Origin of the sequence: Haloactinopolyspora alba, assembly GCF_003014555.1 — a bacterium.
GTDB lineage: Bacteria > Actinomycetota > Actinomycetes > Jiangellales > Jiangellaceae > Haloactinopolyspora > Haloactinopolyspora alba.
The window spans coordinates 172,274-195,692 of the sequence record NZ_PYGE01000009.1 but is presented as its reverse complement, the minus strand read 5'-3'; the positions used below and the strand labels follow the sequence as shown (position 1 = coordinate 195,692).

Annotated in this window: 26 protein-coding genes and 1 pseudogene; 10 read left to right on the top strand and 17 right to left on the bottom strand. The window is 70.5% G+C overall.

Translation table 11 applies throughout. The features are described 5' to 3' along the window. The 6 genes from CLV30_RS14150 to CLV30_RS27880 all read right to left on the bottom strand — a co-directional run bounded on the left by CLV30_RS14150 (position 1) and on the right by CLV30_RS27880 (position 2,745). Positions 1 to 342, bottom strand: a complete 342-nt coding sequence (locus CLV30_RS14150; RefSeq protein ID WP_106537858.1) for a hypothetical protein — start codon at positions 340 to 342, stop codon at positions 1 to 3. A gap of 10 nt (positions 343 to 352) precedes the next feature. Further along, positions 353 to 958: a hypothetical protein gene (locus CLV30_RS14145; RefSeq protein ID WP_106537857.1), complete on the bottom strand. Its 606-nt coding sequence runs from the start codon at positions 956 to 958 to the stop codon at positions 353 to 355. Between the two features lies 1 nt (position 959). Beyond that, a complete protein-coding gene (locus tag CLV30_RS14140; protein ID WP_205740868.1) occupies positions 960 to 1,802 on the bottom strand; it encodes a helix-turn-helix domain-containing protein in 843 nt (280 codons plus the stop codon). Beyond that, positions 1,802 to 2,083 carry a hypothetical protein gene (locus tag CLV30_RS14135; RefSeq protein ID WP_106537856.1) on the bottom strand — a complete coding sequence of 94 codons (282 nt, stop codon included), beginning with the start codon at positions 2,081 to 2,083 and terminating at the stop codon, positions 1,802 to 1,804. The genes CLV30_RS14140 and CLV30_RS14135 overlap by 1 nt, the downstream gene beginning before the upstream one ends. Further along, entirely contained in the window at positions 2,080 to 2,385 is a 306-nt protein-coding gene (locus CLV30_RS14130) for a hypothetical protein (protein WP_129711020.1), read from the bottom strand. The genes CLV30_RS14135 and CLV30_RS14130 overlap by 4 nt, the downstream gene beginning before the upstream one ends. 135 nt (positions 2,386 to 2,520) lie before the next feature. Beyond that, a complete protein-coding gene (locus CLV30_RS27880; RefSeq protein WP_106537854.1) occupies positions 2,521 to 2,745 on the bottom strand; it encodes a helix-turn-helix transcriptional regulator in 225 nt (74 codons plus the stop codon). 100 nt (positions 2,746 to 2,845) lie between these two features. On the opposite strand from CLV30_RS27880, the gene CLV30_RS14120 reads away from it, so the two are divergent. From CLV30_RS14120 to CLV30_RS14105, 4 genes are all read left to right on the top strand, one after another. Then, on the top strand, positions 2,846 to 3,640 hold the full coding sequence (locus CLV30_RS14120; protein ID WP_106537853.1) for a helix-turn-helix domain-containing protein: 795 nt from the start codon (positions 2,846 to 2,848) through the stop codon (positions 3,638 to 3,640). Next, the gene (locus CLV30_RS14115; RefSeq protein ID WP_165358631.1) at positions 3,627 to 4,817 is read left to right on the top strand and encodes a tyrosine-type recombinase/integrase; all 1,191 of its coding nucleotides are present in this window, start codon (positions 3,627 to 3,629) and stop codon (positions 4,815 to 4,817) included. The genes CLV30_RS14120 and CLV30_RS14115 overlap by 14 nt, the downstream gene beginning before the upstream one ends. A gap of 265 nt (positions 4,818 to 5,082) precedes the next feature. After that, entirely contained in the window at positions 5,083 to 5,277 is a 195-nt protein-coding gene (locus tag CLV30_RS14110; protein ID WP_106537851.1) for a hypothetical protein, read from the top strand. A 70-nt stretch (positions 5,278 to 5,347) separates the two neighbouring features. Further along, positions 5,348 to 5,971: a class I SAM-dependent methyltransferase gene (locus tag CLV30_RS14105; protein ID WP_106537850.1), complete on the top strand. Its 624-nt coding sequence runs from the start codon at positions 5,348 to 5,350 to the stop codon at positions 5,969 to 5,971. A 79-nt stretch (positions 5,972 to 6,050) separates the two neighbouring features. Here the strand turns inward: CLV30_RS14105 and CLV30_RS14100 are convergent, their stop codons facing one another. Together CLV30_RS14100 and CLV30_RS14095 are read right to left on the bottom strand one after the other, a co-directional pair. Beyond that, a complete protein-coding gene (locus tag CLV30_RS14100) occupies positions 6,051 to 7,118 on the bottom strand; it encodes an iron-siderophore ABC transporter substrate-binding protein (protein WP_205740867.1) in 1,068 nt (355 codons plus the stop codon). Between the two features lie 88 nt (positions 7,119 to 7,206). After that, entirely contained in the window at positions 7,207 to 8,223 is a 1,017-nt protein-coding gene (locus tag CLV30_RS14095) for a cation diffusion facilitator family transporter (protein WP_106537848.1), read from the bottom strand. 64 nt (positions 8,224 to 8,287) lie between these two features. Between CLV30_RS14095 and CLV30_RS14090 the strand changes: the two genes are divergently transcribed. Then, positions 8,288 to 8,653, top strand: coding sequence for an ArsR/SmtB family transcription factor (locus CLV30_RS14090; RefSeq protein WP_106537847.1), 366 nt, complete (start codon positions 8,288 to 8,290; stop codon positions 8,651 to 8,653). A 22-nt stretch (positions 8,654 to 8,675) separates the two neighbouring features. Here CLV30_RS14090 and CLV30_RS14085 read toward each other — a convergent pair whose 3' ends face one another. Together CLV30_RS14085 and CLV30_RS14080 are read right to left on the bottom strand one after the other, a co-directional pair. Then, complete coding sequence (locus tag CLV30_RS14085; RefSeq protein WP_106537890.1) at positions 8,676 to 11,684, bottom strand: glycine--tRNA ligase; 3,009 nt, start codon at positions 11,682 to 11,684, stop codon at positions 8,676 to 8,678. A 109-nt stretch (positions 11,685 to 11,793) separates the two neighbouring features. Further along, entirely contained in the window at positions 11,794 to 12,603 is an 810-nt protein-coding gene (locus CLV30_RS14080; RefSeq protein WP_106537846.1) for a methyltransferase domain-containing protein, read from the bottom strand. 93 nt (positions 12,604 to 12,696) lie between these two features. On the opposite strand from CLV30_RS14080, the gene CLV30_RS14075 reads away from it, so the two are divergent. Beyond that, positions 12,697 to 13,488 carry a YaaA family protein gene (locus tag CLV30_RS14075; RefSeq protein WP_106537889.1) on the top strand — a complete coding sequence of 264 codons (792 nt, stop codon included), beginning with the start codon at positions 12,697 to 12,699 and terminating at the stop codon, positions 13,486 to 13,488. A gap of 7 nt (positions 13,489 to 13,495) precedes the next feature. Here the strand turns inward: CLV30_RS14075 and CLV30_RS14070 are convergent, their stop codons facing one another. The 3 genes from CLV30_RS14070 to CLV30_RS14065 are packed head-to-tail and all read right to left on the bottom strand — an operon-like array spanning position 13,496 to position 16,235. Continuing rightward, positions 13,496 to 14,605 carry a bifunctional RNase H/acid phosphatase gene (locus CLV30_RS14070; protein WP_211300058.1) on the bottom strand — a complete coding sequence of 370 codons (1,110 nt, stop codon included), beginning with the start codon at positions 14,603 to 14,605 and terminating at the stop codon, positions 13,496 to 13,498. 2 nt (positions 14,606 to 14,607) lie between these two features. Then, the gene (locus CLV30_RS26975) at positions 14,608 to 15,321 is read right to left on the bottom strand and encodes a zinc ribbon domain-containing protein (protein ID WP_420841999.1); all 714 of its coding nucleotides are present in this window, start codon (positions 15,319 to 15,321) and stop codon (positions 14,608 to 14,610) included. Between the two features lie 26 nt (positions 15,322 to 15,347). After that, a complete protein-coding gene (locus tag CLV30_RS14065) occupies positions 15,348 to 16,235 on the bottom strand; it encodes a Nif3-like dinuclear metal center hexameric protein (RefSeq protein WP_106537844.1) in 888 nt (295 codons plus the stop codon). A 466-nt stretch (positions 16,236 to 16,701) separates the two neighbouring features. On the opposite strand from CLV30_RS14065, the gene CLV30_RS14060 reads away from it, so the two are divergent. Beyond that, complete coding sequence (locus tag CLV30_RS14060; RefSeq protein WP_106537843.1) at positions 16,702 to 16,977, top strand: hypothetical protein; 276 nt, start codon at positions 16,702 to 16,704, stop codon at positions 16,975 to 16,977. Positions 16,978 to 16,993: 16 nt separating this feature from the next. Here CLV30_RS14060 and CLV30_RS14055 read toward each other — a convergent pair whose 3' ends face one another. After that, on the bottom strand, positions 16,994 to 18,034 hold the full coding sequence (locus CLV30_RS14055; protein ID WP_106537842.1) for a PHP domain-containing protein: 1,041 nt from the start codon (positions 18,032 to 18,034) through the stop codon (positions 16,994 to 16,996). A gap of 137 nt (positions 18,035 to 18,171) precedes the next feature. On the opposite strand from CLV30_RS14055, the gene CLV30_RS14050 reads away from it, so the two are divergent. The 3 genes and pseudogenes from CLV30_RS14050 to CLV30_RS27875 form a co-directional block, all read left to right on the top strand. Then, positions 18,172 to 18,489 (top strand): ArsR/SmtB family transcription factor, encoded by a 318-nt coding sequence (locus tag CLV30_RS14050; protein ID WP_205740875.1) that lies wholly within the window; start codon positions 18,172 to 18,174, stop codon positions 18,487 to 18,489. A 175-nt stretch (positions 18,490 to 18,664) separates the two neighbouring features. After that, positions 18,665 to 22,000: a glycoside hydrolase family 2 TIM barrel-domain containing protein gene (locus CLV30_RS14045; protein ID WP_106537840.1), complete on the top strand. Its 3,336-nt coding sequence runs from the start codon at positions 18,665 to 18,667 to the stop codon at positions 21,998 to 22,000. Positions 22,001 to 22,078: 78 nt separating this feature from the next. Next, a pseudogene (locus tag CLV30_RS27875) lies at positions 22,079 to 22,192 on the top strand (DNA-binding response regulator); the annotation flags it as partial. Positions 22,193 to 22,203: 11 nt separating this feature from the next. Here CLV30_RS27875 and CLV30_RS14035 read toward each other — a convergent pair. From CLV30_RS14035 to CLV30_RS14025, 3 genes are read right to left on the bottom strand one after another with little or no spacing between them, the layout of a single operon-like run. Continuing rightward, entirely contained in the window at positions 22,204 to 22,629 is a 426-nt protein-coding gene (locus tag CLV30_RS14035) for a PIN domain nuclease (RefSeq protein ID WP_106537839.1), read from the bottom strand. Then, on the bottom strand, positions 22,620 to 22,841 hold the full coding sequence (gene vapB / locus CLV30_RS27555) for a type II toxin-antitoxin system VapB family antitoxin (protein ID WP_106537838.1): 222 nt from the start codon (positions 22,839 to 22,841) through the stop codon (positions 22,620 to 22,622). The genes CLV30_RS14035 and vapB overlap by 10 nt, the downstream gene beginning before the upstream one ends. Before the next feature lie 28 nt (positions 22,842 to 22,869). Continuing rightward, complete coding sequence (locus CLV30_RS14025; RefSeq protein WP_205740863.1) at positions 22,870 to 23,373, bottom strand: GNAT family N-acetyltransferase; 504 nt, start codon at positions 23,371 to 23,373, stop codon at positions 22,870 to 22,872. Positions 23,374 to 23,419: the final 46 nt, after the last annotated feature.

Genomic DNA, 23,419 nt, shown 5'->3' with positions numbered 1-23,419 from the left:
TCAGACTTCCGTCTCTGCCGCGTCGACGGCATCGGTGAGTGCCTCGATCAGGTGGCGGGCCTGATCGGGGGTCAGGGTCATGCGCTCGCCCGGGCGGGACTCGATCGCGACCGTGTCGTCTTCGAGGCAGCCGACGAGGACGTCGCCGCGGCCGGCGGGAACGATCACGGGGTCGGCGTAGAAGCCGGGGGCCGCGTACTTGCCGTCGAGCGCGGCGACGCGGTCGGTCAGGGCGTTGACCTCATCGGTGAGCCGGGTGATGTTGAGCGCCATGGAGCCTTCGGGGGTGAGGGTCTGCCCGTCAGCCTCGAGCAGTTCGGTGGGGATCTCGTGCGTGGTCATAGTGTTCTCCTCAGATGGTCTTGACGACGTTGTCCAGGGCGGACATGTCGCGCTGGGTTCGTGGTGTCTCGTCGATCTCGGCGGCGGGTTCCGCGCCTGGCCATGCTTCGACCTGTGGGAGTGACTGGCCCTTGTCGAGCCACCGTTCCCAGCTGTCCAGCCGGTTCCATGCGGCCATCTGCCCGTCGGCGGACTCGACCTCGGCCATGGACTTGCGGACGACGTCAGGCGGCGGGTCCGGCATGTACTCGCCGTTCTCGATCTGCCGCGTGATCTCGGCCTTCCATTCCTGGTATGCCTGCCACTTCTCGCGGTCGTCAGGGTCGGGGTAGCCGTGGCTGTCGACGAGCTCGGGCGGAGCCTGCGGCATGGGGATCTTCCAGCGGCGGGTCTTGCGGAGTCGCCTGACGTACTCGACGACGTGGATCGGCATCAGGTACTCGTGGGTGGCCCCGTAGTGCTGGACGACGGCCTTGCGTGCGTCGTCGAACGGTGCGTCCTCTCCGAGCGCCTCGGTGATGATGGCGTGCCAGGCTTCGACGTCGGCCATGCCGACCTTGCGGCGGTCGGTGGCGGCGGCCATCTCGAGGAGGTCGGACACTTCGCTGGGCTTCATGTCAGAGTCCTTTCGCTCTGAGGGCGTCGCCGAGCGTGCGTACGCCGGCGGCACGTTGGTCTGATGTGGCTGGGCCGGCGCCGGTGCGGGCGGGCGCGCTGGCCTGGTCGACGAAGCTGTCGAGGGTCGAGGGGTGCATGCGCTTCTCGTCCCAGAGCTGTAGGCCGCGGCGGACGCGGTCGTAGGAGACGCCCTCTTCGAGCAGCGCCTTGATGCGCTTGGAGATCTGGCCCTTGACGTTGCCGGTCGGTTTGTCGTCTGCGCCGCGGTGGTCGATCCACTCGGCGATGAGGTCCTTCGCGGTCGGCTGCTGCGGCTCGACTACTTCGGCGTCGACGATGTCGGCCGGGAGCGCCAGCTCCGAACTGACGGAACCTGACGGAATATCTGACGGTAAGGGACGGACTTCCTCTATGGATACCGCAGGGTTTGCGGGGTCATCCCGCAGGGTTTGCGGGGTCGATGGCGCAGGGTTTGCGGTATCACCCCGCACGGTTTGCGGTACCGCAGCTTCTGCGGGGCGCACGTCCTGCGGGGTCGATGGCGCAGGGTTTGCGGTACGCAATACCGCAGACTCTGCGGTATCCATGACCACTCGATAGCTGTTCCGTTGACGCCGAGCGGCCCGGAACTCGCGCACGAGCTCTCCGTCGTCGACGAGCCGCTGGATCGCTCCGTGGATGGCCCGCTCGGACATCCCGGTCTTCTCGATCAGCTCGGCGATCGACGGCCAGGCGTTGCTGCCGTCCTTGCTCGCGCAATCCGCGATCGCGAGCAGGACCAGCCGATCGAGCTTCCGACTCCGGGAGTGGCTCCACACCCAGGACATGACGTTGACGGACATCAGCCAGTGATCTCCGCCCAGGCGAGCGCGTGAGCCTCGTCCACCACCAGCTTCATCCACTCGCGCTGACGTTCGAGGACGGCACGAAGTTCGGGCAGTGGGATCGGGCCGTACTCGTCGGGCACGCGCTCGACCGTGGCCCGGAAGTCGTCGGCGAGTGCCTCATAGAGCGCACGGACCTCGTCGAACCGGCTGGGTCTGTCAGCCTCGGCACTTCGATCCGCCCGATTCGCTCCGGGGAAAGCCTGGGTGGCCGGGCACTGCCCGGCGACGGAGGTCACGTGACACCCCGCCAGACCCGAACCAGCCCACCGTGGCGGGACGGCGTCGACGACGGCCTGACGGCCACCAGCTCGATCACGCCGGCGCGCCGGGCGGCGGTGAAGCGCGGACCCCAGTGGTTCGGGTGCTCCGGTTCGCCAATGACCTCACGGAGGTCGCTCGAGGTGAACTCGGAGCCGGACCGGGCCATGGCGGCGATCTCGCGGTCGGCGAGCTCTGCCCAGGTGGGCTCGGTGTTCTCGTCGGCCTGGTTGACGCCGTCGTAGGAGCCGTCGGCGATGGTGTCGGTCAGAAGGTCCAACTGACCGTCAGGCGGCTCAGATTGCAGTTGTGTAGCGTCGTACACGGAGTAACCCCCGTTGCTGTGATGTGGAAATCGGGTGACGTTCGTGGTCTGCTCCGGGCCGGTCAGGTGTGCCACCACCTGACCGGCCACCTATGGAGCCGACTGCTCGACGGAGCGCGACTCGGCCCACGCGATCACGATCGCGGGGTCATATCGGCAATGCCGGCCGAGCTTCATGTACTTCGGGCCTGTGCCGCGTGAGTTCCAGCCGTAGAGCGTCGGCAGCGGAACCCCCAGGTACTCGGCCGTCTCTTCGGGACTCCAGAGACCGTCCGGCCGACGGGCCGAACCCTCTCCGTGGTGGCGCCTGTCCATCGCTGCTCGCTTTCCGATCGTTGTCGGTCTGACTTAGAACACAGTACACGTTCGCGCTGTTTCGTGCTAACGTTGCGCGCATGTCGAGCAGCGAGAAGCGATGAACAACGACCAAGCCGGGCCGGGGCCGATGGGTGAGGAGTTCGCGGAGCCAAGTGCCGTGCTCGTCGACCAGTTGCCGAAGATCCGTGCGCGGCGCGAACTCAGCGCCGAAGGGCTGGCCCAGCGAATCGCGGAGCTCGGCGGCAAGCTCGACCGGGCAGCAATCTCGAAGATCGAGAACCGGTCGCGTGGCGTCTCCCTCGACGAAGCACTGATACTTGCGGTTGCTCTCGATGTCGCGCCGGTACACCTATTTACCCCCCACATCGATGAAGACCGCGTATGGGTCGCTCCGACGCTGCGAGTTCCGCCTTATCGCATGCGTCAGTGGGTGAGGGGTGGAAACCCGTTGCCAGGACGGCCAGACCGGGAGTTCCGAACCGAGGTACCCGATAGCGAGTGGCGATCGAAGGACCTCGAGAAGAAACATCTACAGGCCGTCGAGGACTTCAACAGAGCGTCTCGCCGCCAGCGTGTCGCAAGGGCGATGGTCGACACGTTGACGAGCGAGCTTGCGGAGCTTGAGGACTACCGCAATGTCATCGGCGTGATGGAGAATCGGCCGCAGATCCAGCGCCTGGAGAAGCGCCTCGGCACCGCATACGAGGAACTCGCTGAAGCGAAGGTGGATAGTGAAGACGCCCTGCGAAAGCTGAACAGGCTCGCGCACATGATGCAACACGAGTCGCCCAACGCTGACATTGAACAGGCCGCCGCGGCGGCCAATCGGTCACTTCAAGAGACCGGGTCCACGACCTCCGATGAGGACGGACGCGACCATGGCGATAACTGACCGCTGGCACAAGTCCCGCCCGGCGCCCGACGAGCCGCGCTGCCGACAGCACAACCTTGTCCCGACTCCTCAACACGGCCAAGGCGACCGATGGCAGGTCAGGTACCGCGACGACGCGGGGGCGCAACGGAAGAAGAGCTTCCCGAAGAAGGATGGCAAGGACCCGAACACCTGCGCCTCGGCGTTCGACGCGAAGATCCGCGAGCAGGTGAACACAGACACCTACATCGACCCGGCCGCCGGCAGGATCGCCTTCCGGCAATACGCCGAGCAGTGGCGCATCGACCAGCTCCATCACCGGCCTTCGACAGCCCGACAGGCAGAGAGCCGGCTGCGGTTGTGGGTGTACCCGGTCATCGGCGATCGCCAGATGTCGACGATCCGGCGGTCCGACGTGCAGCGCGTCGTCACCCAGGCCGCAGCCGAGCTCGCGCCGAGCACCGTCGAGGTCGTGCACACCTACATCGCCAGCGTCTTCAAGGCCGCCTTGATCGACAGGGTCATCCCGTCGAATCCGTGCGTGAAGATCAAGCTGCCCGAGAAGTCGTCGGCGAAGGTAGTGCCGCTAACGGTCAAGCAGGTCGGACACATCGCGGAGAGGGTCGGCGCCCGGTATCGCGCCATGGTGCCTGCGACGGGCCTGCGATCCGGCGAGCTACGCGGCCTTACGATCGACCACCTCTCCCCTGCCCTGCATCTGCGCAGCGATGTGCCACCGAAGCGCGCCGTCCTGCGGATAGACCGTCAGCTCGAGGGTGTCGACGAACGTAGCGAGCCGGTGTTCGGCCCCGTGAAGACTCCGGCCGCTGATCGGTCGGTGCCGGTGCCTGGACCGGTCGCGGTGATGCTGGCCGATCACCTTGCGACGTACTCGCCCGGATCCGCGGGCCTGGTGTTCACCACGGCCGCCGGCACGCCAGTAGGCCGGAGCCGCGCTGGCCACATCTGGCGCGACGCTGTCGACGGCATGGGGCTGCGGCAGCGAGCGGGTTGGCACGATCTGCGGCACCATCACGCCTCGGTGTTGATCTCCGAGGGTCTGTCGGTGCGAGCGGTCGCGGACCGGCTCGGTCATGAGGACCCGGCAGAGACGTTGAGGACGTACGCGCACCTGATGCCGAGCGACGAGGAACGTGCCGTGGCGGCGACCGAGGAAGCACTCAAGGACGTGATCTGATGTGCCCTCAACGTGCCTTGATGTTGCCCCATCGGCGCTCACACGCTGGTCAGCGGCCTAGCCATGTCGCGACGGACAGAATCCGGCTTACAGGCCGGCTCGTCCTTTTCACCTGCTGCGATACGCCGATCCCGGAGCGCTCGGCAGGTCCGAAGCGAGCACGTGGCACGCTGTGTGACCTACGGCGCCCGAGATGTCAGCTTTGTGGAACACCCCAGCACCGGTGCAGTACGGTGCTCGCAGGCGACGATCCGGAGGGGGCACCGTGGCTTCTGCCAACCTGAGGTCCGCACCTGAGGGCACCGAACTGGAACTGCACATCACAACTGCGGAAGCGGCGCGTATCGCGGCGGGCGACACGACGTTCAGCGCCGGCGCGGATCTCGACGGTGACCTCGTCGAGATCCGGGTGTACGTGTCCGAAGCGCCGGCGCCGGCGGCGCCGATCGACGGCACGTGAGTTCTCGGCGCCGACGTCGGGTCGAAACCCGCTCGCGTTCCGGGGCCGTGCAGCCCTACCGTCCTGCATCGTGACCTCCGACGATCCGAAACGAACCGTCCGGCTCGGCTACGACGCCATCTCCTACCAGTATCGCGCCGACGACGGCGGCAACGACGACCGGTACCAGCCCTGGATCGCTGAACTGCGTCGACGCATCCCGGCCGGCGGCGAGGTGCTGGACCTCGGGTGCGGTTGCGGCGTGCCGGTGAGCCGAGAGTTGTCCGCCGCCGGGTACGCGGTCACCGGCGTGGACTTCAGCGAGGTGCAGGTACGCAGGGCCCGTGAGCTCGCTCCCACGGCGACGTTCCTGCAGTCCGATGTCACCGACGTCGAGTTCCCGGACGCATCGTTCGACGCCGTCGTGTGCCTGTACACGGTGATCCACCTGCCCCTGGCCGAACAGCCGCCGCTGTTGCGCCGTATCGCCGGCTGGTTGCGGCCCGGCGGCCTGCTGCTCGCGACGACGGGTCACGGCGCCTGGACCGGCACCGACGACGACTGGCTCGGTGGCGGCGCAACCATGTGGTGGAGCCACGCCGACGCGGCGACCTACCGTTCCTGGATCACCGACGTCGGGCTGGACGTCGAGCACAGCGACGTCGTCCCGGAGGGCGACAGCGCTCACGCGCTGTTCTGGGCGCGCCGGCCCTGAGCCCTACCGGTCACCGACCCACCCGACGATCTGGTAGACGACGGCTCGCCGCGCCCGACCGGTGTCGAGGGCCGACGTCTCAGCTGCCGACGGCAGCCGCCAACTCGGGTACCAGGTGTTCCAGGGCATACGGCAGGCTCAGCACGGTGGACCAGGTGAGCGCTCCGGACACCAACGGGTCCTCGATGAACAGCACACGCCCGTCCTGCACCGCGTCGAGGCTGGAGTACAGCGGCTTGTTCTCGATCTGCTCACGCAGCGACGGATCGCTGCCGACGTTCCAGATCAGCAGCTCGCGGTCGAGCTTGGTCATCAGTTCGTCGCTGATCTCCGCTCCGTCGCGATCGCCCGCGAGTTCGGCGATCTCGGCTGGGAGTTCGAAGCCCAACGACGTCATGAACACCGTGCGCGGGTCGGTGGCGCTACGCACGAATGACGATCCCGGTTCGAACATCTCGGCGACGACCATCTCGACGCCCTCGAACTCGGGATGCGCTGCGGCGGCGTCGGTGAACATCTGGTCCACCTCGGCGATCATCCGCTCCGCGCGCTCCGGCTGGCCCAGGATCTGCCCGACCATCCGGGTGCTCTCCTGCCACGGCATGCCGTACTCGGGATAGTCCCCCGACGATGCGACCGTGGGCGCGATCCGCGACAGCGTCTCGTACTCCTCTTGGGTCATCCCGGTGTAGAGGCCGACGATCAGGTCCGGCTCGAGCCCGGCGATCCGCTCGTAGTCGAAGTTCTGCTGGCCGGTGAAGGTGCCGTCGTTGAGTACGACGGGCTCGGCGTTCCCGAGCGCTTCCTGCGCCCAGGGCCATACGGCGTGCGGATGGTCGCCGTACCAGTACGTGACGGCGACGGGCGTGATGCCGAAGGCCAGCACCGCGTCTTGATCACTGAAGCCGAGCGTGACGATCCGTTCCGGCGCCTCTTCGAGCTCGGTGGTGCCGTAGCGGTGCTCTACGGAGGCGGGGAACTGCGGGGCCCCGGCAGTGGCGGAATCATCGTCGCCACTCTGGGTCTCGCCTACGGCCTCGGTGTCCGCGCCTCCGCACGCGACGAGCGCGCACAGTGCGGTCAGGACGACGGCGGCCATCGAACCTGTTCGGGACGAGCGCAAATGCCGGGTGCGGAAGACAGTCATGTGCCAAGGATAGGCTGACCTAATTCATTGCACGACATTGGCCCGCGGGAGAAGGCCCGCGGCGCAGCCGGACCCTGCACGGACGACGTCATGTCACCGGCACGTCCGGGCGAGCCATGCCGTCCGCCGGCTCGAGGTGGACGACGGCATGGTGCAGGTGCGGCACCTGCCGGACGAGCGCGGCCAGCACGTCGGCGGCGATCAGGTGCCCGTCACGCACCGGCACGGCGCCGTCGACGGACACCTCCACGTCCGCCTCGATGCGGTGGCCGGTCCAGCGGGCGCGGACGCGGCCGACGCCGCGAACGCCCGGAACGGCCCCGGCGACCGTGGCGATCGAGTCGACGGTGCCGTCGTCGACACCGTCCATCAGCCGGCGCACGATGGTGCGCGCCGATGTCACCAGCAACCACAGGATCGCCGCGGCGACCACGAGACCGACGACGGCGTCGGCGCGCGGGAAACCGAGCCAGGTGCCGACGACACCGAACACGACGACCAGCGACGTCAGGCCGTCCGCCCGGGCGTGTTGCCCCTCCGCGACGAGCGCGGCCGACCCGATGCGCCGGCCGACCCGGATGCGGTACACCGCCACGAGCTCGTTGCCTACGGCACCTGCGAGCGCGGCCGCCAGTACCCAGCCGGTGTTCGTCATCGCCCGTGGGTCGAGCAGGGCACCCACGGACTCGGCGACGATCAGAGCGGCCGAAAGCGCGATGACCAGTGCGATCAGGATGCCGGCGACGTCCTCGGCGCGCCGGTAACCGTACGGGAACCTGCTGGTCGGCGGCCTCAGGCCGAGCCTGAACGCCACGAGCAGCGGGATGGTCGTGATCGCGTGTCCGAGGTTGTGCACGGTGTCGGCCAGCAGCCCCAGCGAGCCGCTGATCGCCACGATCGCCAGCTGCACCGCGGCGGTCGCCATCATGCCGATCAGGCTGATCCAGGCCGCCCGGACCCCGGCGCCGGCGCTGCTCTCCGCGCTCTCGATGGCCGTCGCCGAGTCGTGGCTGTGTGGTTTGAGCGCGTGCAGGACGCGCCGGACGGCCCCGTCGGGGTGTTCGTGTTCGTGTTCGTGACCGTCCCCGGTGTGGTGATCCGTCATCGATGCATTGTCTACGTAATTGCGTAGATGCGCAACTAGTGTTCACAGCGTTACGCTCGCGCTCGTGCACGAATCGCTGACCGGCTTTCAGATGCCCAGCACCGAGCAGGTCGACCGGGCTGCCGATGCCATGCGGATGCTGGCGGAGCCCACCCGCGTCAAGATCATGTGGGCGCTGCTGCAGGGCGAGTCGTCGGTCAACTGCCTCGCCGAGCTGGTCGGCTCGACGTCGACCGCCGTCAGCCAGCACCTCGCCAAGCTCCGGCTCGCCGGGCTGGTGTCCAGCCGCCGCGACGGGACGTTCGTGTACTACCACGCGGCCGACACGCACGTGCGTCAGCTGCTCGAACAGGCGCTGTTCCACGCCGACCACGCGCGCGGCGAACACCCCGACGAAGACGATCCGCGGCACCAGCACGACATCGGCTGACCGCGCCACGTCCCCCGTGGAGTCAGCCGAGGGCGGTGTCCAGCGCCACCCAGTCGACCGACCGGGGGCTGTGCGCCGCGAGCGTCGCGAGCAACCCGAGACGCGACCGCCTCACGGCCTCGTCGTCGGCCATGACCAGGACGTCGTCGAAGAACGAGTTCACCGGGTCGACGACGGCTGCAGCCGCGTCGGCGAAGCCGGCCACCCGGCCCTGCGACCAGTCCCCCAGCGTCTGCACCGCCTCGACCAGCCGCACCTCGGCCGGTTCGGTCAGCAGCTCGGGGTCGTACTCGGCCGCCGTCACTTCCGGGACGATCCGCGCGATGCGGTGCAACGCCGCCACCAGCCCGCGGAAAGCCTCGTCGTCGGAGCGCGACCGCAGCGTCTGCAGCGTCTCGACGGCACGGCCCGGCGCGTCGGCGCCCGGCAGGACCGCGTTGACGAAGTCGACCGGCTCGTCCTCGTCGCGCAGCTGCTGGGCGAACCGCGCCACCACGAACTCACGGGCCGTGGCGACGGCTTCGTCGCCGACCTCGATGTCCTGCGCCCGGAGCCGCTCGGCGGCAACCGCGAGGCCGCCGTCGACGGTGACCGACGACACCTCCGGAGTGGCCCGCAGGATGCGCACCACTCCGAGCGCCGCACGCCGCAGCCCGAACGGATCGGAGCTTCCGGTCGGCTTGGCGCCCAGCGCGAACATCGCCATCAGCAGGTCCAGGCGGTCGGCGAGCGCCAGCACCGCCCCGGGGAGGCTCTCGGGCAGGGCGTCGCTGGTGTGGCGCGGCAGCTCCGTCTCGAACAGTGCCTGCCCGACGGCGGCCGGCTCGCCCGCGCGCACCGCGTACTCCCGCGCCATGACACCGGCGAGGGTGGGCAGCTCGATGACCATCTGCGACGACAGGTCGAACTTCACCAGCTGCGCCGCACGCGCCAGGGTGGCGCCGGCCTCGGCGTCGAGCGCGACGCTCTTACCGAGGTCGCCGGCGATCGCCTCGATCCGGTCGGCCCGATCGGCCATGGAGCCGGCCTTCTCCTCGAAGGTGAGCCGGCTCAGGCCCTCCCGGAAGCTCTCGAGCGCGACCTGCAGGTCGGCGCGCCAGAAGAACGCCGCGTCCTCGTACCGGGCGCGCAGCACGGCTTCGTTGCCCGCGCGCACCGCGTCGGTGTCGCAGTCGCCGTTGGCGACGGCCACGAAGTACGCGAGCAGCTCGCCTCCCGGACCGCGCACCGGCAGGTAGCGCTGGTGCTTGCGCATCACGGTCGTCAGGATCTGCTCGGGCAGTTCGAGGTAGCGGGTGTCGAAACCACCCAGCAGCGCGTTCGGCTCCTCGATCAGGTTGGTGATCTCGTCGACGAGGGCGGCCTCGGCGGTCGTGTCGACGTGGCCGCCGACCTCCGCCGACAGCGACCCCGCCGCGGAGACGATGCGGTCACGACGCTCGGTCTCGTCCACCACGACGCCGTTCCCGGCGAGGAACTCCTCGTACCCGGCGGCGGACGGCACCCGCACCACCGGCTGCGCGGACTCTCGGTGCACACGTGTCGTCCGCCCGCTGACCAGGGACGACACCGTGACGGGCACGCGAACCTCGCCGAGCAGCGCGGTCAGCCACCGGATCGGCCGGCTGAACGAGAGCTCCGGATCGTTCCAACGCATGTTCTTGTCCGCGCGCAGCTCGGAGACGACCGAGCCGAGCACGTCGGCCAGCACCTCGACCGCGCCCCGGCCGGTGTCAGTGACGACGGCCACGACGTGCTCGTTGCCGCCGTAGTCCGCGGTGTTCAGCTCGTCGACGGCCACGCCCTGTCCGCGCGCGAACCCCTCGAGCGCCTTGGTCGGTGCGCCGTCGGCGTCGTACGCGGCGGTGACGCGCGGCCCGCGGATGGTGCGTTCCGCGTCCGGCTCACGCGGCTGGACGTCGTCGACCTGGACCACGACCCGCCGCGGTGTTCCGTTCGCGACGACCTCGCCGTGCCCGAGCCGCGTCGCCGCGAGCTTGTCGCCGACGGCCTTGCGGACCGCCTCGACGGTGTTCGTCACCTCGCGCGGAGGCAGTTCCTCGGTGCCGATCTCGAACAGCAGCGGCGCCGGCCCGGACAGCTCGGCCGGCCGGGTGTCCGGCGCGTCGAGCAGCGGCGGCTCGACGTCGGACGTGGCGCGCGGGCGTGGCGTGGTGCCCAGCGGATGGCCGAGCTCCTCGCGGCGATCGGTCCACAGCGACGCGACCTCGCGCGCCAGGCCGCGCATCCGGGCGAACGCCTTGGCCCGCTCGGTGGTGCTGATGGCGCCGCGTGAATCCAGCACGTTGAACGTGTGCGAGCACTTCAGCACGTAGGTGTAGGCGGGCACCGGCAGGCGCTGCTCGATCAGCCGCTCGGCCTCGGCGGCATAGCCGTCGAACCATGCCCGGTTCGCCGCGACGTCGGCGTCGTCGAGGTAGTACCGCGACATCTCGTACTCGGCCTGTCCGAAGGCCTCGCCGTAGGTGATGCCGGGCGCGTAGGCGATGTCCGTGAAGTGTTCGGCGCCCTGCAGTGCCATGATGATGCGCTCGATGCCGTAGGTGATCTCCACCGACACCGGATCCAGGGTCTGACCGCCGGCCTGCTGGAAGTAGGTGAACTGGGTGATCTCGAGCCCGTCCAGCCAGACCTCCCAGCCCAGGCCCCACGAGCCGGTGGCGGGGTTCGCCCAGTTGTCCTCGACGAAACGGATGTCGTGTGCGCGGACGTCGATGCCGAGCGCTTCGAGGCTGGCCAGGTAGATCTCCTGCGGGTCGCCCGGGTCGGGCTTGAGGATGACCTGGAACTGGGTGTGCGTCTGCAGCCGGTTCGGGTTCTCGCCGTAGCGGGCGTCGTCGGGCCGCACGCTCGGCTCGACGTAAGCGACGTGCCACGGCTCGGGACCGAGCACACGGAGTAGGGTGGCCGGGTTCATGGTTCCGGCGCCGACCTCGGTGTTGTACGGCTGCACCATCAGGCAGCCACGGTCGGTCCAATACTTCGTCAGCGCGAGCAGCGCATCCTGCATCGTGAGCACAGGGAGACCCTAGTATCGCTCGGGCTTCGGCACTAATCCGATGCCCGTACTCGTCCCCGCCAGAATACAGGTCGTGGCCCGCGTCACGATCGGCGGCCGGTCACCCCACCGCCGCGACGATCTCGCCGTGCGGCACCATGAACCAGCCGTCGTCGTGCTCGGCCCACGCCCGCCACCCGTCGGCGATCCTCGTCAGGTCGGCCACCGTGGCCAGTCCCTGTTCGACGGCCTGGTGGGCGAACGACGACTCGCGCACCCGGTCCGCCCACATCGCGGCCCACCACTGCCGGTCGGCGTCCTCGGCGAAGCACCACACGCTCGCGGACGCGGTGACCTCGTCGAGGCCCGCCGCTCGGGCCCACGACTTCAGCCGGCGGCCGGCGTCCGGTTCGCCTCCGTTGTGCCGGGCCAGCGTCCGATACAGCCGCAACCACTCGTCCAGCTCCGGGATCTGCGGGAACCAGAACATTCCCGAGTAGTCCGAGTCGCGGGCCGCGACGACACCGTCCGGCCGGCACACCCGCGCCATCTCACCGAGGACGGCCACCGGGTCCGGGACGTGCTGCAGCACCTGATGCGCGTGGACCACGTGGAACGACGCGCCCGCGAACTCGAGCCCGAACGCGTCGCCGGCGCGGAACTCCACGTTGCGCACCCCTGCCGCGGCCGCGTGCTCCCGTGCGCCGGCCAGCACGACGTCGGCATCGTCCACCCCGACCACCCGTGCGGGCGAGACCAGCGACGCCATCTCGGTGGTGATCGTGCCGGGACCGCAACCGACGTCGAGCACCTCGGTGCCCGGGACCAGCCACGGGCTCACGTACGCGGCGGAGTTGGCGACAGTGCGCCATGCGTGCGAGCGCAGCACGCTCTCGTGGTGACCATGGGTGTACTGCGCTGATCCGGCCATGCCGGAACGCTACAAGACAGCCGTGAACGCTCCGGACGCTCACCGGCGCACCACGCGGTGGCCGTGCCGGCACGGCCACGTACCCTGGCCGTCGTGCTGATCCTGCTCCCGCCGTCAGAGGGGAAGACGGCGCCGACGAGTGGCGCACCCGTCGATCTGGACGCGCTGTCGTTCCCGCAGCTGACCGGCGACCGTGTCGACATGATGGCCGCGCTGGTCCGGCTGTGCCGCGAGCAGCCGGACGCGGCGGTACGCACCCTGGGCCTCGGCCCGCAGCAGGCCGACGACGTCGCCCGCAACGGCGCGCTTCCGCATGCCCCGGCCGCACCCGCACGGCTGATCTATTCCGGTGTACTGCACGACGCACTCGGGCTGGCCGAGCTCGGCGGTGCCGCCGCGGCGCGTGCCGACTCGGCGCTCGTGCTGATGAGCGCACTCTGGGGAGCGCTGCGCCCGTCCGACACCATCCCCGCCTACCGGCTCGGCGGTGACGTCACCCTGCCCGGCGTGGGCAAGGTCTCGACGTTCTGGCGCTCCGTGCTGCGCACCGCACTGCCGCCGACCGACGACGGCCTGATCGTGGATCTGCGTTCCAGCACCTACGCCGGCTTCTGGCGCCCCGATGTGGACGCCGCGTCCCGCACCGCAGCCGTGCGCGTCCTGCACGAGCACGACGGCAAGCGCACCGTCGTCAGCCACCACAACAAGGCCACCAAGGGCCATATCGCCCGCCGGCTGCTCGAGCTGGACAACGACCCGGCGACGCCGCGGGAGCTGGCCGAGTTGCTCTCGGCCGACGGCTGGTCGGTCGAGTCGACGCCCGGCCCGCGGCCCACCACCCCGACGACGGTCGACGTGATCGTCCGCCACGTGCCCGCCCGCTGACACCCCTCTACGGGCGCTGACCGAACCCGCTGATCACGGTGTTGCCGTCCGGGTAGATCTGGAGCTCGGTGACCGACCCGGTCGCCGGTTGCAAGCGGTACATCGCCTCCGGAGGCGCATCCAGCACCATCCGCATCATCGACCGGACCGGCATGGAGTGCGTCACGACGACGACGGCCTGACCCGGATGGCGGGCGACGGTCTTGTCCCGCGCCAGCGCCACCCGCCGCGCCACCTCGTCGAGGGTCTCGCCACCGGGCGGACGGACGCTGGACGAGCCGTACCACTCGGCGACCTGCTCCGGGTACCGCTCGGTGATCTCTTGCAGCGTGAGCCCTTCCCACTCGCCGAAGTCGACCTCACGCCAGCCGTCGTCCACCCGGACCTCGACGCCAAGGCCCTCGGCGACGGCCTCGGCGGTCTGCCGGGTGCGCAGCATGGGTGACGCCACCACCGCGACCGCACCGGAGGGCGCGAGCATCTGCGCGGCCCGCTGTGCCTGCGCCCGGCCGGTCTCGTCCAGCGGCGGGCCCTCGACGCTGCTGCCGCTGAACCGGCGCGCAGCGGTCATCGGGGTCTGGCCGTGCCGGACGAGGATGAGGGTGGTGGGTGTGGCCAGCTCCGGGCTCCACGACGCCACCTGCGCCGCGACCCCAGCGGGCTCGCTCGCGGCGTCCTCGTCGCCGGCCGCGACGATCGACGCCACGCCGACGGGCTTGCCGTCCAGAGCCTGGTTCACCAACTCGTCCGCGTGCTTGTTCCGTTCGCGCGGGACCCACGTGTAGGTGACGCTCGCCGGCGGGTAGACGCGCTGGGCCTCGAGCGCCAGCGGACGCAGGTCGGGGTTCTTGATCTTCCACCGGCCGGACATCTGCTCGACGACGAGCTTGGAGTCGAGGCGGGCCTCGACCAGGGCGTCCGGGGCGATGTCGTGCGCGGCGCGCAGGCCGGCGAGCACGCCGCGGTACTCCGCGACGTTGTTCGTCGCCACCCCGATGGCTTCGGCGACCTCGGCCAGCACCTCGCCGGTGTCGGCGTCGCGGACGAGTGCGCCGTAGGCAGCCGGCCCCGGGTTGCCGCGGGAACCGCCATCGGCCTCGACGACGAGTCGGCGCACGGTCACACCCCCGACTCGGCGGTGCGCACCAGGATGCGGCGGCACTCCTCGTGCCGGACGACGACCTCGGGCGCCAGCCCGCGGATGTGGTTGAGCTCCGCGGCGTCGAGCTGGAGGCGGCAGCCCTCGCAGCGCTTCTGGTGCAACGCGGCGGCGCCGACGCCGTCACGCTCGGAGCGGATCTTCTCGTACAGCGACAGCAGCTCGTCCGGCATCTCGGCGGCGATGGCGGCGCGCTCGTCGCGCACCGACGCGGCCTCCTGGTCGATCTCGGCCCAGGCGGCGTCGCGGGCGGCCTGCACCTCTTGCGCCTTGCGGCCCACGCTCTCGCGTTCGGAGGCCGTCGACTCGGCCTCGCGCTGCGCCTGCTCGAGCCTTTCCATGACCTCGAGCTCGGTGTCCTCGAGCACGCTCTGGCGGCGCTCGAGCGAGGCGATCTCGCTCTGCAGGTTCTCGAGCTCCTTGGGCGAGGCGACCTGTCCGTCGTCGAGACGCTTCTGGTCACGCGCCTTGCGGGTGCGGACCTGCTCGACGTCGGTGTCGGCGCGCTTCTGTTCGCGCTCGAGATCACTGACGGTCGTACTGGCCACGACCTCGGCATCGCGCAGGCGGGCGTGCTCGGCGGCCAGCGACTCGAGCTCGGCGGCCTCGGGCAACGTCGACCGGCGGTGCGCGAGGTGGTCGAGCTTGCTGTCGGCGGCCTGGAGGTCGAGCAGCCGCAGCTGGGCGGCGGGATCAGCGTTCAGGAGGGGCTCCCTTCATCGGTCGCACCAGACTCGCGGGACGGCTGGTGCACGGTCCACGGATCCGTCGGTGTGTCGGAGATGTGAGTCTCCACCGTAGGTCCCTGCTCCGACAACCCCGCGACGAGCCGGCGGGCCGCGGGGGCCAGCCACGGCCACTCGCTCGCCCAGTGCGCGACGTCGACCAACGCCGGCCCTTCGGCCTCGTCGGACTCCGACGACGGGTGGTGGCGCAGATCAGCGGTGACGTACGCGTCGACGCCCGCCGACCGCGCCGTCTCGAGCAGGGCGTCGCCCGCTCCCCCGCACACCGCGACGGTACGCACGGTCGCGCCGGGATCGCCGCTGGTCCGCACCCCGGACGCGGTGGGCGGCAACGCCCGGGCGACTCGGCGGACGAACGCACTCAGCGTCTCCGGAGCGGGAAGCGTGCCGATCCGGCCGAGCCCTTCGAGCCCCACCGCCCCGTCCGCCGCATGATCCGGGCCATGGTCGGGCCGGTCCGGCGCCAGCGGGCCCACGACGCCCAGCCCCAGCGCGTCGGCCAGCGCGTCGTTGACGCCCGGCACGGCCTTGTCGGCGTTCGTGTGCGCCGTGTACAGGGCGACGCCGCCGGTGACGAGGCGGTGCACCAGCCGGCCCTTCGGCGTCGTCGCCGCGACACCGTGGACCGGACGCAGGAACAGCGGGTGATGCGTGACGATCAGGTCCGCGCCGGTCTCGAGCGCCTCGTCGACCACGGACTGCACCGGGTCGACGGCGAACAGCACACGGCGCACGTCCGCTCCCGGGTCTCCGCACACCAGCCCGACCGCGTCCCACGACTCGGCCAGACGTGGCGGATAGTGCCGCTCGAGGACCGCGACGACGTCGGCGAGTGCGGGCATGGACACCGACCCTATCGGCACCGCGTCCGGTCCGGAGGCCGGGCCGTGGCGACACCGTGCCCGGCGCGACGTCAGCCCGCACGTCCGGCGCGACCTCAGCCCGCAAGACCGGCCCGCGACACCGGCCGACGACGCCCGGCCCGGTTGCTCGTTGACGGCGAAGCACACCGGTGTAACTCTTTGGTGTGACGCGAGCGCCGGACGACGGTGGCTCGCGTCGCGTCTTGTGAGGTCGGCATCCGCCGCTCCGGGTCACGCCCGGTCGGCGTGGTGCCGTGTCTCGTCTTCCTCCGCGCCGTACCGCACTGAAACAGGTGACGGCACGGCGGGAGCCGACGGAGTCCCGTCGAGGCCGGTGCGCGGCACGCGCCACCGTCGTCGGCACCCGGCCCGCTCGCCCCGACCAGCCCGAACAGCCGGCTCGTAGGGAACTGTCGCTCCGCGATGACGTCAGGAGGTAGTCGCCGTGACCGAAGACCACGCCCCCGGGCACGACCCGTGGTGCGCCGAGCACGACCCCAACGGCACGTGCCTGGGTGACGTACGACGCCTGCCCGGCGCGGGCGCGACCTGGATCGAGGGCGGCCGGAGCCCGACCGTCGTGGTGTCACTCGGCCGCAGCGCCACCGGCCGCAGGCTCCCGGGCCTCGACCCGTCCGAGGCCCGTGCGGTGGCCGCTGTCCTCGCCGAACTGGCGGACGAGATCGAGCGCGGGCGGCAACGTGGCGAGCCGAGCCCATGATCGGGCCAGCGCGGGATCACGAGGCCCGAGCGGGCCCGCGAGTCCAGTCGAGCAGGTCCTCGACCGGCCAGGTGTTGACGATCGCGTCGACCGGCACGCCGCAGGCCGCGGCCCGTTCGCAGCCGTAGGGCAACCAGTCCAGCTGGCCGGGCGCGTGCGCGTCGGTGTCGATGCTGAAGCGGCACCCCGCCTCGACCGCCAGCCGCAGCAGCCGCTTCGGCGGGTCCAGCCGTTCGGGGCGCGAGTTGATCTCCACGGCCACGTCGAACCGGACGCACGCGGCGAAGACGATCTCCGCGTCGAACGTGGACTCCGGCCGGGTGCCGCGCGCGCCCGTGACCAGCCGGCCGGTGCAGTGGCCGAGGACGTCGACCTGCGGATGAGCGATCGCGGTGACCATCCGGCGCGTCATGTCGTCGGACGGCATCCGCAGTTTCGAGTGGACGCTGGCCACCACGACGTCGAGCCGCTCCAGCACGTCGTCGGACTGGTCCAGCGAGCCGTCCTCGTTGACGTCCACCTCGATTCCTGTCAGCACCCGTGGGCCGTCGGCACGCGCGTTCAACTCGGCCACGACGTCGAGCTGAGCGTGCAGCCGTTCCGCCGACAGTCCGTTGGCCACGGTCAGTCGCGGCGAGTGATCGGTCAGGGCGACGTACTCGTGCCCGAGCCCAGCGGCCGCGGCCCGCATCTCCGGGATCGGGCTGCCGCCGTCGGACCAGTCCGAATGGGTGTGCAGATCGCCGCGCAGCGCGGCGGCGATCTCGGCGCCGCCCTCGGCGACGGGCACGCCGCCGGTGGCCTCGAGGCGGCGCAGGTACACCGGCGTCTCGCCCGCGAGCGCCTCCGAGACGACCTGGGCCGTCACCTTGCCGATGCCGCGCAGTTCGGTCAGCGTCCCCGCCTGCGCGCGGGCCGCGAGCTCGTCCGGGCCGAGGGCGTCGACGCTCGCCGCGGCCTGCCGGAACGCACGGACGCGGTACGTCGGTTCGTGGGCGCGCTCGAGCAGGTACGCGATGCGCCGGAGGACGGCGGCGGGCGAGGTGTCCGCGCTCATCGCCCCAGTGTCCACCACGCGAGCGCCCACCGGGCGGTGGCCGTGACCGGCGCGGCACCGGGGGCGCCGGACCACGGCCGACCTACGGATACTGATACAGGGAACCATGTATCGTTGCGGTTGTGAACACCGTGACGATGTCGCACACCGAAGCCGTGGCCCGCCTCGGCTACGCCCTCTCGGACGAGACCCGCACGCGGATCCTGCTGGCGCTGCGCGAGGCACCCGCCTACCCCTCGGACCTGGCCGACGCCCTGGGCGTCTCCCGCCAGGTGATGTCCAATCAGCTCGCCTGCCTGCGCGGATGCGGGCTCGTCGCGACCGAGCGCGAGGGCCGGCACACGTGGTACCGGCTGGCCGACCCGCACCTGGCGCCCGCCCTGAGCGAGCTGCTGCGGGTCGTGCTGTTCGTCGACCCCACATGCTGCGGCCCGGAAGGCTGCACCTGCACGTAGCCCGGTTTCGTCGCCGCCCACCACCTCGCGTCGAGACGCGCCCACCGGCGCCAGGGGCAGGGCGGTTTGTCTTGATCGCCCCGTTGACAGCCCGCCCCGCTGCCGATAAGAACAGTGGTCAGACGTCAAGGGTCTGAAGTCAACTCACCTTGACTCGACGACGAGGAGGTCACGGATGCACCCGGAGTCCGGAGCGCACGACGGCATCTCACGACGACGACTACTGAAGACGGGCATGGCGGGCATGGTGGGCGCGGGCGGCCTGGCCGTACTGGGCCACGGCGGCATCGGCGCCGCCGGAGCAGCGGCCACGACGCGGACCGCGGACACCACACGCGGCCCCGCGGCACGCACGCTGCCGCTGAACGAGGACTGGCTGTTCGCCCCGATGAGCCTCGGCGACCAGGGCGACCAGTCATTCACCCTGGTCACGCTGCCACACACGGTCACAGAGCTGTCCTGGCGACAGTGGGACCCAACGACGTGGCAACGCACCTGGTCCTACCGCAAACACTTCGACGTCGACCCGCAACTGAACGGACTCCGGCTGTTCGCCGACTTCGACGGCGCGCTCACCGGCGCGACCGTCAGCATCAACGGTGAACCCGTCGGTGAGCACCTCGGCGGCTACCTGCCCTTCGGGGTCGAGCTCACCGACCATGTGCGCGACCGCGACAACGTCCTGGCTGTCGAGCTCGACTCCCGGTTCAATCTCGATGTCCCGCCGAACGTCCCGGACGGCTCGCCCACCGCGGTCGACTTCTGGCAGCCCGGCGGTCTCTACCGCTCGGTGAGCCTGCGCGCCGTTCCGCACACGTTCCTGGCCGACGTGTTCGCCAAGCCGGTGGACGTGCTTTCCGACACCCCGCGGGTGGACGTGGAGTGCACCGTCGACGCCGCGTCGGTGCCCGATCGACCGGTCCGTGTCGAGATCGCGCTCCTGGACGGCGACCGCCAGGTGGCCACGACGAGCGTCGACGCCGACATCAGCGAGGCCGGCAGCAACGTGGTGCGCGCGTCGCTGACCGGTCTGGGTGACGTCCGGCTGTGGGACGTGGACGACCCGTACCTGTACACGGTCGTGGCCACGCTGGTCGTCGACGAGCGCGCGGTGCACGACCACACCCGCCGGATCGGCCTGCGCCAGGCCGAGTTCACCGGTCAGGGGTTCCTGCTGAACGGGCGGCGGCACCAGCTGTTCGGGCTCAACCGGCACCAGTTCTATCCGTTCGCTGGTGGCTCGATGCCCGACCGCGTCCAGCGCAAGGACGCGGAGATGCTGCGCAACGAACTGAACTGCACGATCGTCCGGTGCTCGCACTATCCGCAGGCAGAGGCGTTCCTGGATGCCTGCGACGAGCTGGGCCTGCTGGTCTTCGACGAGGTTCCCGGGTGGCAGTACCTCGGTGACGAGTCCTGGCGCGAGCTCGCCTACCGCGACGTGCACGACATGGTGGTGCGCGACCGCAACCACCCGTCCGTGATCATCTGGGGTGCGCGGCTGAACGAGACCCGCGACCACGCCGACTTCTACGGCTCCACCCGCGATCTCGCGCACTCGCTGGACGACTCGCGGCCCACCACCGGCTCGATGATCGCGTTCCGGCACGGCAGCACGGAGTTCGTCCAGGACGTGTTCTCGTACAACGACTACCGTCGGCACGACGGTCACGCCTCGCTGCAACCACCGCGGACGGACCGTCCGTACCTGGTCACCGAGGCGGTCGGCACCCTCAGCGGAGGCGCGCGCTTCTACCGCCGCACCGACCCGGTCGCGGTTCAGCAGGACCAGGCCGTGTCACACGCGTACGTGCACGACATCGCCGCCTCCGACGAGCGGTATTGCGGGCTGATCGCCTGGTGCGGATTCGACTACCCCTCGGGGACGGGCAACCAGCACCAGGGCATCAAGACGCCCGGTGTCGTCGACCTGTTCCGCTTCCCCAAGCCGGGGGCCGCGTTCTACCGCTCCCAGGTCGACCCGCAGGTGCGCCCGGTCATCGTTCCCGCGTTCACGTGGGACTTCGGCCCGCAGTCGCCACCGGACGGGCCCGGCGCCGACGCCGTCGTCTGCTCCAACTGCGACCGGCTGGAGCTGTTCGTCGGCGGCGAGCACCACGCGACCGCGCAGCCCGACCGTGAGCGCTTCCCGCATCTGGCGCATCCGCCGTTCCTGGTCGACCTCACCGTCGACGGCAGCGCGCTTCCCGAGCTGCGCATCGACGGCTACGTCGGGGACGAGCTGGTCCTGTCCCGCTCGTTCTCCGCCGATCCGAGCGGGGACGCGCTGACCGTCCGCGCCGACGACGCCGAACTGGACGCCGACGGCACGGACGCGACCCGGATCTCGTTCGAGGTCCTCGACCGGCACGGTGCGACCCGCCCGTACGTGCAGGGCGAAGTCGGCATCGAGGTCGACGGGCCGGCCGACCTCGTGGGCGAGTCGCCGTTCGCGTTCGGCGACAGCGGTGGCGTCGGAGCAGTGTGGGTCCGCTCGCGCCGCAACACGCCCGGGCCGGTCACCGTCACCGTGACCCACCCCGAGCTGGGCAGCGACCAGGTCACCATCCACACCCGAAACGTCCCTCCGGGCGGGCCGCCCCCGCCCGCGGTCTCCGTCGGCACGCACGCGGAGCGGGCGCTGATCGTCCCCGGCCGCACGACGACCGTCACCGCGCGGGTGACGAACAAGGAACAGCCGGCGTTGCGTGACGTGGACGTCTCCGTCGCCGTGCCGCACGGCTGGACGGCCCGCCCGGCCACACCGACCACGATCGCCGCCCTGCAGCCGGGACAGAGCGCGACGGTGCGCTGGGAGGTGGACGTGCCCGCCGACGCCGCGCCCGGCAACGCCGTCGTCGACACCAGAGCGACGTTCACGCTGCGCACCAGCCGGACGTCGGTCAGCTCGGCCGCGAGCGTCGTCATCGCGTCGACCGTCGCCGCGGCGCGCAACAACACCGGCACGAGCAGCGACGACGACGTCGACCAGGGCAACCTGGACGGTGTCGGCAACAGCTACTCGCGGCAGGCGCTCGCGGCGGAAGGGCTCGACGCCGGCGCGACCGTGCGCCATGACGGGCTCGACTTCTCGTGGCCGGACGTGCCGCCCGGGCAGCCGGACAACATCGTCGCCACCGGGCAGACGGTCTTCGTCGACGGCGCCGGTGAACGGCTCGGCGTGCTCGGCGCCAGCAGCAGCGGCTCGGTCTCCGGGCCGGGCGTCGTGCACTACACGGACGGGTCGACCGCGACGTTCACGCTGACACTCGACGACTGGTGGTACGAGCCGGGTCCCGCCAACGAGATCGTCGCCGCCACGCCGTACGTCAACTCGCAGGGCCTCGGCGGACGCCCGCGCGGCCAGCGCGACCACACGGTGCGCATCTTCGCCGCCTCGGCGCCGCTGGACCCCGCCAAGACCGTCGAGGCGGTGACGTTGCCGGCGGGCGGGTCGACCGGTCCCGGCCGCGTCACCGGGATGCACCTGTTCGCCCTCGCCGTCGGCTGAGCAGCCCGGCCACCAGACCTCCCGCTTGATCATCGGCACTTTCCCGCCCATACGACGGGTAAGTGCCGATGATCAACGGCCACGATCAAGGGGTATGTTTCCAAGCTGCTCGAGAAGCTGGACTGCGCCAACCGCACCCAGGCCGGGCTGATCGCGCACGACGCCGGCATCGTCGACGCGAGCGAACCATGATCGTTCGCGTGCTATCCAGCGGTCGCCAGCTCTTCGAGCGGTTGCCCGGTGACCTCGGCGATCAGACTGAAATCCTTGTCCTGGTGGAGGACGACGAGCCCTGCAAGCTCGGCAGTGGCCGCGATCAGCAAGTCCGGCACTGATGGTGCGCGGTGGTGACCTTGGCGCGCCAGAACGCCTTGAATCTCGACCGCGCGTGCCTCGATCGCCGGCGTGGCGTTCTCCACCGGCATGAGGGCGAGAGGCGGCGCCGTCACCGACGCAGCCCAGCTGTCGCCGGAGCGAGCCGAGTACCCGACTTCGAGGACGGTCGGTGTGGCTATGTGCACCAGGCCACGCTCGATCCGATCTGCCCACAACTCGGCGCCCGACGACCGACCGAGTCGCGCATAAGCGGACTTGTCGATGAGCCACGGCCCCTCGAACGTCACGACCACGCCTCGCGCATGACGTCGTCGTCGAGAAGGTCCTCCGTCAAGTCCGCGGCACGCTGCAGGTCCTTGACCGTCAGGTGTGCATCTTCATGCCCGGCAGCCTGGGTGATACGACGCCGCAGGTACTCCCCCCTGGAGAGCCCCAGCCGGGCTGCTCGCTCGTCGATGCGGGCGAGATCATGATCGTCTACGTTGCGGATCAGAACGTCAGTCATCACCGATCACCTCCGATATCTTACGATATCACGTCGGCCCCTTCGGAAGCGGCTTCACCATCACCTGCTCGCGGGTGACGCCGTCGGGCAACAGGGCATCGGGCTCGTCCGTGTCGGCGAACCCGTGGCGCCGGTACAGCGCGATCGCCGCCTCGTTCGCCGGGACCACGCTGAGCCGCAACGCGGTCGCCCCGAAGGTCGTCGCCCACGACACGACGGCCTCGATCAGCCGGTCGCCGACACCGCGACCCCGGGCCGCGGGCGCGACCCACACCGACCGCAGCTCACGGACACCGTCGTCGGCGCGGACGCCCCGTGCCATACCGGCCAGCCGGCCGTCCATCTCCGCCAGCAGGTTGTACGTGCCCGGCACTAGAAAGCGCTCGTGCCACTGCTGCTCACCGCCGTTGCGCCAACCCTCGACGCCGAACCGGAAGGCGTGCGGAGCGTCCGCCAGCGCGGCCAGACGCGCGTCGCGCCACGCCGGCCAGTCGTCGACGGTCAGGACCCGAAGCGTCACGCTCGCGTTCACGCCCTCCATCGTGGCCGATCCACGCCGGGCCGGTTACTGCATGATG